Origin of the sequence: Boseongicola aestuarii (genome assembly GCF_900184815.1) — a bacterium.
In the GTDB taxonomy this organism is placed as follows: Bacteria; Pseudomonadota; Alphaproteobacteria; order Rhodobacterales; family Rhodobacteraceae; genus Boseongicola; species Boseongicola aestuarii.
Genome location: NZ_FXXQ01000007.1, coordinates 211196 through 224302 on the forward strand (window position 1 = coordinate 211196; position 13107 = coordinate 224302).

The window sequence follows — 13107 nt, forward strand, 5'->3', positions numbered from 1 at the left end:
TAATTCCAGTAAATAGCCTTTTCTAATTCTATCAGCCTATGCCGACCTTTCATTGCTGAGAGATGTTGGCTGGCAGGTCAGCGACGGTCGCGTCGAGCGGCTGTAGAAGCGGGAGGTGCCAGCAAAACAACCAAAGAAAAGTCGACTTTGGCGAAATGACGGGTCATGTATCCGGCTCAAGCCCGAGTATCGTAATCATGGTAGGAGCTATGCTTTGTCCATTCTCAACTTTCCCGCGCACGCAAAGATGAACTTCAGTGAAATATCCTAAAATGTTGGAATCATGAGATATCTTCATTTTTCAGCCGATAGTTCGTTTTTGTACAGGCAACAAAACATCCATATCATTCGCGCAAGCCGCAAACGCACAAGAATAAAGAATCCACGAATCTTTTCAACTCTAGAGAGTTTCGGGTGGCAAAACAAACGGGGCGTGTGAAATAATATACTGAACGGCATCATTAATGATTTCGAGGCCCACATGAGTTTGCCTTTTGCGCCCTGCCCTTCTAGCTTAAAGCTCTCTGAGGTCAGGCGTAACCATTTGTGCCGAAGCGCGGTCCAGTCCTGTCGCGATGGATGACTAACAGCGAAGCTTGTATCAAAGTCCAACCGATAGCCTGCCTTAGCAGCGCGCTGACTCCAGTCTTTATCTTCCGAAACAGCTGGACGGAACTCTCCAACCTGCTCAAAGACCTTGCGCGACGTGACCAGATTTCCACTACCAAGAAAAGCTCCCTTCCTCAGATAAGACTCCATCTGAAATGCAAAAACCGTCTCAAAGGCCTCAGCGCCGGACTGTGGCGGTAGTGTTTCGTGAAATACATCTACCCGGCCTCCGATGACAGTGCCTTCCCTTGCGATCTCACGGCCCCGTGCAACCCAGTTTGGCGCGGGCACACAGTCTGCATCGATGAACAGCAACCAAGGGGCTGAAGTGGCCGCCACGCCCGCATTTCGCGCTGGCCCGGCCCCTCTTTCTGTTTGAGTGACGGTCCGCACGTTTGGCCAGCGCTGCACGACACCTTCAATTGAGACACTCGATGCATTGTCGGCAACCACCACTTCGATATCGTCAGTTACCTGAGGCATCAGTGCCTCAAGGCACCGCTCCAATCGTACGACGTCGTTGTAGTGGGGGATGATTACGGCAAACTCATACATGGCTCATTTGGATTGACACAGAAAACAGCTCTCGGGAAGACAAACACGCCTTTTCCCACAGAATCCCTTGCGCGCCTGTCGTAAGTTGGCCATGAGCAAAACATGAACACCTCTGACCTTTCTATCGTGGTAATTAGCCACAATACACGCGATATGACGCTCGCTTGTTTGAAATCAGTTTATGCTGAAACCAAAACACCGTTTGAACTGATCGTGGTCGATAATGACTCACAGGACGGGTCGGCCGATGCGATCGCCAAAGACTTTCCGGATGTGACGCTCATCTCCGAAAAGATAAATCATGGTTTTGCTCCAGCGCATTCAATTGCCCTGAGACATGCCAGCGCACCCTGGTTACTCCTACTCAATCCGGATACCGTCGTACTGGATAGTGCCTTGGACAAGCTTTTTGCCCATGCGCAAGCGACGCCAGAAGCAGGCATCTGGGGCGGGCGCACGCTGTTTGCAGATGGAACTCTCAATCCGAGCTCGTGCTGGGGAAAGATGACGCCCCTTTCCCTCATTGCGAGATTGTTCTTTCTTACAAATCTCTTCCCAAAATCTGAGATTCTGAATTCAGAAGAAATAGGCCGCTGGCCAAGAGATACGGCGCGCAGCGTCGATATCGTAACCGGGTGTCTCTTTCTCATACGACGCAAGGACTGGGACCGCCTGAACGGATTTGACCCGGCTTTCAAAATGTATGGTGAAGAGGCAGACTTGTGCCTGCGCGCGCAGGAAAACGGCTTCCGGCCCAGAATCACACCGACGGCTGAGATCATTCATCACGGTGGTGCCAGCGATACGATTCGGGCCGAAAAAATGGTCCGCTTGATGCGCGCAAAGATGGAAATTGTGAAACGGCACTTCTCCCTTTTGGGCCGACCGATTGGACTAATCTGCCTTGCACTCTGGCCGCTCAGCCGTGGTATCGTTTGGTCCATCCTCGCAGTGTTGGGATATCCCGGGGCAAAGCAGAAAGCACAAATCTGGATGGAAATTTGGCGTCGGCGCTCTGAATGGAAATTCGGCTACAATCGTTGAGCTAGAAACTATTTCAGATTTTCAAGCGATCGGAAAACCACGCCTGCAGATCGCTTTCCAGGGTGCCGCTCACGGCTAATCCAGACAGCTCTAATGTCGTCACCCCGAACCATAGGCCCTACCACACCGGGTTGCGTTTGCAGCTTGAGCCGCCCTAAGAGCCTACAGGCGAATGAGCGCTGAAAGGCAATAGATTTGCCGTCTGCCTGCCTCACTGGCTACACAGCCCTGAAGAGATCCGTTTCGCATCTTGGGCAATGCCAAGATGCTTGCTCACCATCCGGATCAATCACACAGCCTCCAAAGACCACCTCGCCACGCTCCTCCTTCTCATAAAGATCACTGGCGATGCTCGGCATGCCGTAGAAGATGCTGGCCACCGGGCTTGAGCCGCAGTTCGGACACTTCCTAGGCTTCCGCTTGTAGTTGGTTCTAAGGTCTGTTGTTGGCATCCCGCCTAAGACTAGAACCTAGCCCTATCCAATGACGTGAAGCGGATGTTCATTAAGACGAGCGCCTGTGACTGTTATGCGGACGAAGTTGCCATTTGTATTGGATGCAGCCTGGCAAGAAGGGCGAGCAGATGCAAACCGAGATAAACTATCGAGAATGCTCGATAAACTGAAAACCGGGAACTCCAACGCGTCTGCCAGACAATAGGATATGATGCTGGCGTACAAAGTTGACCTGTTTCCCCTCGGTGCTGGAAACATGTTAACTTATCAAAGTCGAACTCTACGTCTGTTTGACGGGCGTGCTGACAACCATTGCAGGCAGTAATAAACATAAACACTTCAAGGAAATGCTGTCGTGGGGTTTTCGAAAATAAAAACAGGACTTACCCACTTTTGTTGCGACTAACGAGTGTCATCGTACCGCCTGAAATGTGCCTCTTGGTGTTTGTTTTGCCAGAATGGGCGCTTAAACTCTTCGGTTAAGCCAAACTTTTTTCAACAATCTTACCCAGCGCTCGGATAGTTCAAGGGAAATGCCTCTAAACAATTTGATTTTCTTACGGTTTAATGGAGGTTTTTTACTGTCCTCTAAGTATTCCGCCAACGCATCTTCAATGACTTCCGTTTGATCCAACTTGAAGTTCGCGAAATAAGCGTCAGGACCGCATTTAAACAATTTCCTAAAGCCAAGAGATTCTATCATTTCTGCAACTTCTGGCTTATAGACCTCGATTTGGAGTAAGCATTGATTTTCCATTAAAAGGCGCTCGGCCCCTTCTATCGCAGCCAACTCATGTCCTTCGATATCCATCTTTATAAGGATTTTTGCCCCCCGAAAACCGAACATTTTATCTAAGGTGTTGGTCTCAACCCGTTCCGTTCGCGAAAAGTTTTTGTCGGCATGTATGGTTGTGTCGGCCACACTATTTGCGCCTGATAAATCCGAAACAATAGCCATATCAACCTCGCCAATTGCATTTGAAACGGCAACTTTGTGGCAGTGAATGGGGAACGGCCGAGTGTTTTCGAGCAACTCTTCGTAGCATAGTGCAACGGGTTCAAAAGCGTGCACTTCTGGGGTCGCATTCAAAATAACCGAATAGTATCCGATATTTGCCCCAACATCCAAAAACACATCGGGTGCTATGGTTTTTGCGAATTCAGTTATGATGTACGGCTGCAAAGGCTCGTAAATATTTGTTAGTCGGTTGCGGGATCGCGATTTTGTGGTCCATTTAAAAGCTTGGTCTAGGTGCCGCATAATACTCCTTTCAACTAAGCATTAAGTATTTGTCTTTGGGGCGTGTTGCGTAATTGAGGGTGCCTAGTGCCTAGCCTGATCTGACTGGTCCATCTTTATTGTTAGTGCATGATCGGCCTTTGGTCCATTGTCACACCGGCGGTTCCAGAGTCTGCTAGGCAATCCGGATGAGATTGAAGAGCACCTTGCCTCGACCAAAGCCCTTTTATTGCGCATGGCCTCTGCTGTTAAGAAGCAGCCCTTCCTTGCCGGAGCACTCTCTCGAATCTCCTCGCGGTGGAAGCGCTTGATAAAGAAAGTCCCCGCATCCTCCCAAAACGCGGGGACCGAATCCAACTCAGCGGACTCTATTAGTAGCCGTGTCGGGACAATGACACAGTAAGATGAAACGACAGATACATTCGGCGTGATCCGTGAGTGGGGCGTATCCCGATCCTCGCTAAGCCTTCCGACATTTGATGTGCTGTCAGCACGCTTTCAAAGAACAGGAGTAGCTCCAATCGGGCAAGAACCACTCCGGATAGCCTCCCTATCCGAAAGTATAGTAAGCGCATTGCCCGCAGAGCCGACGTTGGCGCAAAGCGCAGCGAATGACCGCACCGAGCCCAAACCGGACACTAAGTACCTTTCCGGATGCCAGACTTGACCGACGTTTCCCTACACGCAGTTTGAGAAGTCTCTGCGCTGAGGGACAACATTGTCATTGGCGACACCGTCCAACCAAACTTCGTAGACAGTTTTCTCAGGGCGGGAATCTCGAATGTTCGCCAGCAAAGAGAGAATAAATGAGAATACAAGCGCACCTAGCGCCATTCCGATCATTATAGCCATAACGGGCCTCACACTGATTACAATACTATCCTTATAATGTAGCCTGCCAGTGTGCCGACGCTCAGGCAAAAAGCAGGAAATTTTTGGATTATTTCATCCAGCTCAGAGGCCAGCGGTTTGAACGAAAGAAACCGTAGGACGACTGGAGCGTGCCGTTGTGCCGCATTACGAGCCGACCAACACATCCACGTCGATAAACCCACGACGCGATTACGAACTCATGCGACTGCGCGACCTGCCTGTTTCTATCAATGATTGAGAGCATTCATTTTCAGGACAAGGTGAAGAACACCTTAGAAAGGCACGCATCCCGACCCCGTCAGGACTTAAATCCAAACATCATTGAAAGTCACCTACTGCCGACTTTTTATTCTCAGCAATCTCGTGGGCATATTTTTGATCTTTGTCGTCACGGTTGTGCTTGTTGCCGCCCTTACCATTTGCGTCTGAGTTATCTGTCTTTTGCGATTTCGAATCTTCGCGCTCTGCGGACTCATCGGGGGTCTCGGAAGTGGTTGGGTCGTTATTGACCTCGTCATCGACGTCTTGATCGTCGAAGAACTCATCGTCGCTGCGTTCATCCTCGAAAGACTTCGTTTCTGGCTCGACTGAATCAATTATTTCGTCCAGTCGATCATCCACTGTTTCGGTTTCGGGGCTCAAATTGTCTGCAACTGAGTAATAATTTAGTGACCCATCATCACGGTTGCCGTCTTGGCCAATCGAATAATGACTGTGAATGTACTCTAGGAATTCCGTGGTTGTACGTCTGTTGGCCGCCTCACGATTATCAGTATCTACAACTGGTTCTAGTTCCCCTTGACTGACCAGAGCCACTAGTTGTTGCTCACTAACGCCGGCATTCATCAACGCCGCAACGACGCGTTTGGCTCGTCGCATTCCAAGTTCCATGTTGTAGTCGGCATCTCCAACGAGGTCTGTGTGACCGACAACTCCAAATCGAATGTTGGGGTTACTTCCAATCCAGGCAGCCTGTGCGGCTAGCTTCACCATAGCTTCCGCCGTCAATTCGTCGCTGTCGAACTCAAAGTTGATCACAGTGAAACCGGCGTTCTTCACACCAAAGCTACTGGCGTTTGAGCCTGCTGCTACCCAAGTCTGGGCAGAAACTGTGTTCTTTTGAATTGAAGCGCTGTCCACGCAACCTGCTAGGGTGGTTACTGCAGCAATGCAAAGGGCACTAAAAACCATACGACGAGCCATACTGCTCACCTCACTAGTTAATGATACACGCACCAAAATACACTTTTGGTGCCATTCTTTTCTAACTACTAAAATTGTCAAAATTATGAGGGGATCTGGGAGAGTTTGGGAAGAAAACGCTGCGCAATGCACGCGAAGATTCAGTCTCTCCAATCTGATTCTTTTGACTTCAGTATGGTCGGAAGCTCATGTTTATCACCTGCATGGACTAAGCCGGACGAACGGCGGAAAGTCCCGCATTGTGGTCATCGGTGCACGGCGCAGCGAAAGGCGGGTTCGTGTCCAAAGCGGAAGCTCATTAGTATTGCCGCGCATGAGTGGTTCGAGCAATTGGGTTGCACCAAAGGCACAATCCAATTCGGACCCATGATTGAACTATGCCTACGCAATTGAAAAATGTACTCACAGATACCGGCTTCTGGGCTCATTATCTCATTAAAAAAAAGGGCAACCGCATTAGGATCAATTTCGCAGGTCTCCTTCTTGGACCTTTTTTCTTGGCGGGCTGCGGCATCGAACTGGCAGTGCTTGGAGTGGCAGCTGTCACATCGCCTGTATGGGTGCCGCTAGAATACAGCAATAGCCAGTCGAAAATCGTTCAGCCTGTTGAAGTAGTTACTGTGAAAAATGAAAGTGTGACCCCGCAGTTCACAGAGAACCCGGTTGCTCGCTTCGTGCTCTCCAAGGATACAGTTCTTTGTACCGGTCGTCACAATATCAGGAACAGCACAGACAATGGTATCAAGCTTGTGTGTAGCAATAACTTAAAGGGACGCCTCACGATCTCAAAATTTACGACAAGAGATATGGAAATTACGATCGGTCCGAATTCTGTTCCAGAAAAGAATATTGGAACGCTTAGCGAAGTTCGATTTAAGTGCTCCGGTAAATACAATGTGACGAAAGGCGGCGTCTTCCCGTTCTTGATAAACTGTCCGGAAAAAGGCGCAGCAGTGATTTCGCCCGACTACCGCTCAAGTGACCCCGAAGCGTTTAAGGTGTGGATAAAGCCGCCTGTCTGAGTACGAGCCCGCATTTTCGCTGGACATAATTCAGCGCAAAGTCAGTTAAGCCCACACAACGGTCATTGGTGCTCGCCGCAGCTAACGACTGCTTTTGAGCCCGCCGCGGAAGTTCCGATTGTTGGGCAGACACCGAGCACTATTCCCGCTAGGCTCGAATTTCCTAAGCAACAAAAACCAAACTGTAAGGAGGAAAGATGACAGTCTACTTAATTGCTGACGTAAAGGTCACCGACGACGCATGGATACCGGAATACGCAACAAAAGTTCACGACATAGTGGCCAAGCACGGTGGAAAGTATCTCTCGCGCAGCGGAAACATCGAAACGATTGAGGGTGAAGGCCTGGATACGACCCTTATTGCCTTAATCCAATTCCCGTCGAGAGAGGCGCTTGATGCTTTTGCAAGTGATCCTGAATACGCACCATTCGGCAAAGCGCGACAAGAAGGAAGCGTCAGCCGCTTTCATGTTATCGATGATACCGATCTTGCGGGCGCGATACCGTATCTTCCCGCTGCGGGATAGCGGTCCTCCATAACATTAAATGATGACCAATAAGGCCTCGGAGGTTCTTGGACCTCCGAGGCGGTCCAAATCTAAGGATTACCAGCAATGGCCAAAGCAATTCATAGCATGATCCGTGTGTTGGACAGGGAGCGGTCTATAGATTTCTATGAACGAGCGTTTGACCTACGCGTTGCCGATGTCTTCGATTTCGAATCCTTCACTCTTATTTACTTGTCGAATGATGAGACAGAATTTGAGCTCGAACTAACAGTAAACAAGGGGCAGAAAGCTCCTTACGCACTTGGTGATGGGTACGGTCATATTGCGTTTAGCGTTGAGGACATCAAGAAAGAGCATGAGCGGCTTTCCTCACTTGGGTTTTCGCCCGGCGATGTCAAATCTTTGGACCACGACGGCAAAAAGCTTGCTACATTCTTTTTTTTAGAAGATCCCGATGGTTACAAGATCGAGATGCTGCAGCGCGCCGGCAGATACATTTAGCGGACGCATGCACGGCAAGAGCCGAATGGATCAAGAGCTCTTGATTGAAGGAGCGTTGCTCTTTCCCGCGGAACGGTCATTGGTGCTCGGCGCCACGAAAGGCGGCTTTGACCCAGTGCAAGTTGGCAGGCTTCGCCCGAGCACTGAAGGTGCGGACGGTTGGCGCGGGCCTATGTGCTCATGACTGCCTCAAGGCCCACGCGGAGACTATTTCGCGTTCTGCAGCACATTCCAGCCGAATGCGAGCACCCCAAGAAGCACCAAGAACTCTGATATTGGTGCAAGTGGCACCATTCCGGCTTCGGTGATAATCTCCGCCAGCAATAAGAATACCATCAGGTTCACCATAATGGCACCGACGAAGTGCAGCCAGAAATGTGCACTTGCAAGGCGACCCTCGGCCATTGCGGGATAGGCTTTATAGGTCAGCGCGAAGACCGCTGAGAGCACAAAACCAAGCAAGTTGATATGTGCATGGCTCAGCGCCAGAGAATGATCTCCCGATCCGCCCATGTACATTCCGATCACGATGCCCACGATCAGAAAGGCTGAACCAAGTAACATGAAGTTTCGAGATATGTTCATTTGACTGTCCCTTTTGTTTTCTTCCTGCCCCGACATATCACGAAAGCGTGATCGGAGAAACCGCGGCCACTAGGGAATAGAAATCGTGCCGATTTTGCGGGAAGGATCACGTCTTGTTTTCAGGATTGGTAATAATGGTCATATAGATCAATGCATCTTCTTCGCTGACAACCCGACTGACGTGTCCGCGACCGGCGACATCGGTGCTTCGCCAAACTTCGCCAGACGAAAACCTTCTAACCTGCCCGTCACCAACCTCAATCTCAACGCTGCCCTGAAGCAGAATAGCGAAGCCATCACCCGGAGAGTTGTGCCAACCGCTATCCCACCCTGAAGGTACTGAAACAAAGCCAGCGTCAGATGATAGAAAAACAGACTTCAAGACTGGGTTTGTTTTGGAGGCGAAGTCGCTTGGAGAGAAAGAAACCTCTACATCCCGAAAATGGGACACTCCATTTGGATCACTGTAGATTTTCGCATAGTTCATTTGGGATGCACCGTTTAGGACTTAGCATAACACCGTGAAAACCTTCTCTGCTTGATTTCAGACACTATTCGGGTTGTGGGCTTCTGTCGAATATTTGCACAATTCGGTACATCCTGAAGGGCAGCAATGTCGGCGAGTTGAATGACCGCTGTGCGGAAAAGATCAACGATGCCGATGAAGCGAAATATGCCTTCACATCTCGGTCAAATCGCTGAAGTAGCCTCGGGGGTAGAGGTGCTGAGGCATATGTTGACGCGTCGGTTCGGAGCAACAGCACAACACTGACGATGGGGCCCGCCCCGGAATGCCGATAGTCCGAGCCACAATGACAAAATCAATTGATCGCATCGGGTACAAAGCGTCACCTGAGGTTTTCAGCCATGTGCCGGCTCGGCAATCACTGGCGGATGCTCAACGCTAAAACACCGATGCAGGATTCTTTGAGATAGAAAGACAGCGAATGTATCAGGGGTGATGAAATTGTCAGAGACTTGATCTATCGTAGACGAAACCGATCCAAGACAAGCTCAAATCTCCCATTTACTTACTAAAAACTGAGGGGCCCGATGCCAAACATCAATGAATTTTCATACGATGGAGCCGCCGGTGAATTTGTGGAAATCAGAGTGGCCGCTGGTGAAGACGTCTCCGGTTTGGAGCTTGAAATCTACGGTAAGTCAGGTCCTTCGGCAGAACTTGATCAGGTGTTGGCTGTCGGCTCGGGTACATTCACCACTGACGGAACCTACGACTACTATGTCCTAAGTGTAGCACTGGAAGACGGACCACGAGCGGCAATTGCTCTGGTTAATAATGGGACGCTTATAGAATCCGTAACCTGGGGTGCCACTAGCCCGGTAACAGTCCTTGGCGGCGCCCTCGATGGCACGACGCAGGCAAGCATCGGGGACCCGCTTAAAAACAATTCAACCGACTCTCTGATAACGGATGGAAATGGTGGATGGATCCTCACGCCACCAACTGTTGGCGAGGAAAACATCTGCCTTACTGCCGGGACGTTAATCAAAACGACTGACGGTGAAATTCCAATTGAAGAGCTGCGAACCGGTATGCAGGTCACCGCGTATGAAGGTGGGGCTAGGGCAATTCGCTGGATAGGTCACCGCCACTTTGATGAAGTTGCATTGCGAAAGCAGCCAAAGCTTCGCCCAGTTCGTATCTTGGCCGGAGCCATGGGGAATGAGCTACCGAAACGAGATCTACTAGTCTCCCGTCAGCACCGACTATTGGTGCGTTCGAAAATTGCTGAGCGGATGTTTGGAGTACCTGAAGTTCTAATATCAGCAATAAAAATGACGAAACTGGCGGGGATATTCGTGGATGAAACTGCCAAAAGCGTTGACTATTTCCATCTGCTTTTTGACCGACACGAAGTGATTTTTGCGGAAGGTATGCCCACAGAAAGTCTTTTTACGGGACCCGAGACTCTTACTGCTATTGGAGCAGAGGCAAGGGAGGAAATCTTGGCCATTCTACCTGAAGTCGCTCAGTTGAATTATGCGCCTTATCCAGCAGCTCCGATTCCATCCGGAAAGCTACAAAAGCAACTAGTCTCCCGACATTTAAGGAACGCCAAGCCGGTTTTTGCGTAATCATCAAGGTTTTCTGGAGCCACAGATTATTGGTGTCAGTGTTGTGGGCTTGCCTTGCAACCCCCTCGGCTTCAATCGTGGAACACCTCACTAACGCGAAGGGGGCGCAAGGCAGTTCTGAGCCCAGCGCGGTCGTTCGCCTCGCTCGACTTATACGGCCGCTGTGCGGATTAAATTGCCGCTCGCATCAGGGCAGAACCCGAAGCCAAGTCGAACAACTGCAAAGCGGAGAGAGCTGAATTGCGTTCCCTGCGCCGCTAGTATTGCAGACGATATGTTGGGATGCCCTCTTGACCTTCCTGGGGCGCAACGCGGACAAAGCGTGGCTGGCGAGGCGTGCTTTGTCCGGATTGTGAACTTCCAACCACGTCATTTCCGGAAGGCGTGTAGAAATACGCAGTCATATGACCGCCAAGACTTCGGTTATAGAGTGGACGGCGATCAGATATCCAAGCCTCCATCTCTGGGTTCTTGAACCGGGCCAAGTACATTTCGAACCAAGAGAAATATTGATTGTCCTTGCGATACTTCAAGGAAACCTCGCTCGTGCCGGAAAATCGGCTGACAAAATTTGGGTCGGCGATGATTCTGTTGTTCAGGGCAACAAGTGAATGGAGTGAACGACCTTCAATTTCCAGACTCCAAAGGTCGTATCCCTGTCGCTCAGCCAGATGCGCAATCATCGCAAGATACATCAAAGCATAGTTCTGGTAGTGTGCGGCGAGCGGCCCGCGCTCCATTTCCAGCGGCAGCGCGCCTTCTTTTGTGGCATGTGACAAAGCGGAGTAGATCGCTCCGACGCCATCGCGAAACAGCCTGTCATCATCAGCTATTACGCCAACAATCGTTGCGTAGACCGCGCGACGGTAAAAATGGTTGTTACAGCACGTTCCTCCGGGCTCACCCCTTTTGTCAAAATGCTTACGGGATGCACTCACAAGCCACGTATTAATGAAAGATAGGTCCGCCTCACGATGCAGGACCTCGGGCCGGACGACTGCCAGAGCAAATCCAATAGCAAAAAGTGTAGACTCAACCTGATACCACCCCTGTTTTTGTTTGGAGCTGTAACTGAACTCCATGAGCGCGTCGCGCTTTGCCCAATTCAAGATTAGCGTAACAAGACAGTCTGCGTATCGCACGTCACCCGTCAGCAAGTTTGCCGCGGCCAAGTTGCTGACTGCATCCTCGAAATCGCGAAACGGTGCCACAGCCACTTTCCAGGCTGCGTTGTCGCCGTAGAAAGAAGGAAGGTTGATGAATTGGTCCTGAATGGGAATAGCCAATACCTGATTGCACGCAGGCGCTTTTTTCTCGATGCGTTTGCGCGCCTTGATCAGCGTTGAACTTTTTGAAGTATGGAGCAGGCTGCGCCGCTTTTCACGATCAAAATACCCCGCATTGGCGTCTCTGACGGTGAAGCTGGAAATCTCGCTATCCCACCAGTTTCCAGAAACCGCACCGCAATTCAGCATCGGCATGGCCATACCCGAGAGGAGAAATGTCCTACGGTTGAGCATTTTCATTCTACTGACGTCTCATTTTTGCCCATCTCTTCAAACTCTCACCTTAGGCTTGCGCGGTTCTGGTACTAGATCTTGTCGAAGCATCGAAAGATTTCGCTGATGAAGCGCCGACTGTTTTACATTCTATGAAAAGCGCAGCGACGATCTAATACCCCTTTCGGGACAATCCAATCAGTAGTGACTCATTTACAACCGAACTCAACCGGAGATTCTTCGAGTTGCGGTCGATCAGTGTTTCTCAATTTCTCCACTTTCGAAGGAAGCCCGCATTGGGCTCAGAGCGGCCATTCGCTGCAGTGTGCATGGATGTCTGCTTTGCGATGAATTCGTCTCTTCGAGACCCCTATCCGAAAGGTTACCGGCGACAGATACGCCGGACGCTGGCCCCGCGACGAGTTTCAACGTTGGGGCGTTCAATACGACGTGGCAACGCAGGACCGCAGCGCGCTTTATATCGAATTGCTCGCAGCACTGAATTCAGGCCGGGTGGAACTTCCACCGGACCAGAAAGCAGCCCGACAACTTCAAGGGCTTGAGCGTCGCACCGGCAGAAGCGGACGCGATATCATCGACCACCCACCCGGATCGCATGACGACCTCGCCAATGCTATCGCTGGGGCTGTGGCTATTATCGACCAGAGTAGTTACCGGAGAGTTCCGGCGATTACTGGTATTTCAATGTTTTAGGTTCTGAACCTATTACCCAAAATCTTCTGATGGTCGGCAAAGCGGACCTTGGTATCCAACGCAGCAAATGACTGCTCCGAGCCCCAGGTCCCCCCTCTATTCCAGACCTGGCTTGATGACTAGCTTGCCCAGAACGTCACCCCGACCGGTTCGGTCCAAGGCCTCCGGAACAGACGAAAGGGGAAGCACAGCTTCCAG

At 50.6% G+C, this 13107-nt stretch carries 12 protein-coding genes and 1 pseudogene; 7 read left to right on the forward strand and 6 right to left on the reverse strand.

Annotated elements, in window-relative coordinates:
• Positions 1 to 49 precede the first annotated feature (49 nt).
• Positions 50 to 211: pseudogene (locus BOA8489_RS11775) on the forward strand (IS3 family transposase); the annotation flags it as partial.
• Between the two features lie 83 nt (positions 212 to 294).
• On the opposite strand, the gene BOA8489_RS11780 reads toward BOA8489_RS11775, so the two are convergent.
• Positions 295 to 1164, reverse strand: coding sequence for a glycosyltransferase family 2 protein (locus tag BOA8489_RS11780; protein ID WP_093974215.1), 870 nt, complete (start codon positions 1162 to 1164; stop codon positions 295 to 297).
• Positions 1165 to 1266: 102 nt separating this feature from the next.
• On the opposite strand from BOA8489_RS11780, the gene BOA8489_RS11785 reads away from it, so the two are divergent.
• Positions 1267 to 2208 carry a glycosyltransferase family 2 protein gene (locus BOA8489_RS11785; RefSeq protein ID WP_093974216.1) on the forward strand — a complete coding sequence of 314 codons (942 nt, stop codon included), beginning with the start codon at positions 1267 to 1269 and terminating at the stop codon, positions 2206 to 2208.
• Positions 2209 to 3129: 921 nt separating this feature from the next.
• Here BOA8489_RS11785 and BOA8489_RS11790 read toward each other — a convergent pair.
• Positions 3130 to 3924: an FkbM family methyltransferase gene (locus BOA8489_RS11790; protein ID WP_093974217.1), complete on the reverse strand. Its 795-nt coding sequence runs from the start codon at positions 3922 to 3924 to the stop codon at positions 3130 to 3132.
• A gap of 1170 nt (positions 3925 to 5094) precedes the next feature.
• A complete protein-coding gene (locus BOA8489_RS11795; RefSeq protein ID WP_141138283.1) occupies positions 5095 to 5979 on the reverse strand; it encodes an OmpA family protein in 885 nt (294 codons plus the stop codon).
• Positions 5980 to 6356: 377 nt separating this feature from the next.
• Here BOA8489_RS11795 and BOA8489_RS11800 point away from each other — a divergent pair, with 377 nt between their 5' ends.
• From BOA8489_RS11800 to BOA8489_RS11810, 3 genes are all read left to right on the forward strand, one after another.
• Positions 6357 to 7001, forward strand: coding sequence for a hypothetical protein (locus BOA8489_RS11800; RefSeq protein ID WP_093974219.1), 645 nt, complete (start codon positions 6357 to 6359; stop codon positions 6999 to 7001).
• Positions 7002 to 7198: 197 nt separating this feature from the next.
• Positions 7199 to 7528, forward strand: a complete 330-nt coding sequence (locus BOA8489_RS11805; protein WP_093974220.1) for a DUF1330 domain-containing protein — start codon at positions 7199 to 7201, stop codon at positions 7526 to 7528.
• A gap of 87 nt (positions 7529 to 7615) precedes the next feature.
• The gene (locus BOA8489_RS11810; RefSeq protein WP_093974221.1) at positions 7616 to 8011 is read left to right on the forward strand and encodes a VOC family protein; all 396 of its coding nucleotides are present in this window, start codon (positions 7616 to 7618) and stop codon (positions 8009 to 8011) included.
• 207 nt (positions 8012 to 8218) lie between these two features.
• Here the strand turns inward: BOA8489_RS11810 and BOA8489_RS11815 are convergent, their stop codons facing one another.
• Positions 8219 to 8596 (reverse strand): TonB-dependent receptor, encoded by a 378-nt coding sequence (locus tag BOA8489_RS11815; protein WP_141138284.1) that lies wholly within the window; start codon positions 8594 to 8596, stop codon positions 8219 to 8221.
• A gap of 106 nt (positions 8597 to 8702) precedes the next feature.
• The gene (locus BOA8489_RS11820; RefSeq protein WP_093974223.1) at positions 8703 to 9083 is read right to left on the reverse strand and encodes a cupin domain-containing protein; all 381 of its coding nucleotides are present in this window, start codon (positions 9081 to 9083) and stop codon (positions 8703 to 8705) included.
• Positions 9084 to 9649: 566 nt separating this feature from the next.
• Here BOA8489_RS11820 and BOA8489_RS11825 point away from each other — a divergent pair.
• Positions 9650 to 10696: a Hint domain-containing protein gene (locus tag BOA8489_RS11825; protein WP_093974224.1), complete on the forward strand. Its 1047-nt coding sequence runs from the start codon at positions 9650 to 9652 to the stop codon at positions 10694 to 10696.
• Between the two features lie 257 nt (positions 10697 to 10953).
• Here the strand turns inward: BOA8489_RS11825 and BOA8489_RS11830 are convergent, their stop codons facing one another.
• Positions 10954 to 12216 carry an alginate lyase family protein gene (locus tag BOA8489_RS11830; protein ID WP_176440284.1) on the reverse strand — a complete coding sequence of 421 codons (1263 nt, stop codon included), beginning with the start codon at positions 12214 to 12216 and terminating at the stop codon, positions 10954 to 10956.
• Between the two features lie 429 nt (positions 12217 to 12645).
• Here BOA8489_RS11830 and BOA8489_RS20200 point away from each other — a divergent pair, with 429 nt between their 5' ends.
• Positions 12646 to 12909 (forward strand): hypothetical protein, encoded by a 264-nt coding sequence (locus tag BOA8489_RS20200; protein WP_141138285.1) that lies wholly within the window; start codon positions 12646 to 12648, stop codon positions 12907 to 12909.
• Positions 12910 to 13107 lie beyond the last annotated feature (198 nt).

Excerpts from the sequence above, each read along its gene's own strand:
- BOA8489_RS11780 (WP_093974215.1), bottom strand. The coding sequence starts at position 1,164 with ATGTATGAGTTTGCCGTAATCATCCCCCACTACAACGACGTCGTACGA.
- BOA8489_RS11785 (WP_093974216.1), top strand. The coding sequence starts at position 1,267 with ATGAACACCTCTGACCTTTCTATCGTGGTAATTAGCCACAATACACGC.
- BOA8489_RS11790 (WP_093974217.1), bottom strand. The coding sequence starts at position 3,924 with ATGCGGCACCTAGACCAAGCTTTTAAATGGACCACAAAATCGCGATCC.
- BOA8489_RS11795 (WP_141138283.1), bottom strand. The coding sequence starts at position 5,979 with ATGGCTCGTCGTATGGTTTTTAGTGCCCTTTGCATTGCTGCAGTAACC.
- BOA8489_RS11800 (WP_093974219.1), top strand. The coding sequence starts at position 6,357 with ATGCCTACGCAATTGAAAAATGTACTCACAGATACCGGCTTCTGGGCT.
- BOA8489_RS11805 (WP_093974220.1), top strand. The coding sequence starts at position 7,199 with ATGACAGTCTACTTAATTGCTGACGTAAAGGTCACCGACGACGCATGG.
- BOA8489_RS11810 (WP_093974221.1), top strand. The coding sequence starts at position 7,616 with ATGGCCAAAGCAATTCATAGCATGATCCGTGTGTTGGACAGGGAGCGG.
- BOA8489_RS11815 (WP_141138284.1), bottom strand. The coding sequence starts at position 8,596 with ATGAACATATCTCGAAACTTCATGTTACTTGGTTCAGCCTTTCTGATC.
- BOA8489_RS11820 (WP_093974223.1), bottom strand. The coding sequence starts at position 9,083 with ATGAACTATGCGAAAATCTACAGTGATCCAAATGGAGTGTCCCATTTT.
- BOA8489_RS11825 (WP_093974224.1), top strand. The coding sequence starts at position 9,650 with ATGCCAAACATCAATGAATTTTCATACGATGGAGCCGCCGGTGAATTT.
- BOA8489_RS11830 (WP_176440284.1), bottom strand. The coding sequence starts at position 12,216 with ATGCTCAACCGTAGGACATTTCTCCTCTCGGGTATGGCCATGCCGATG.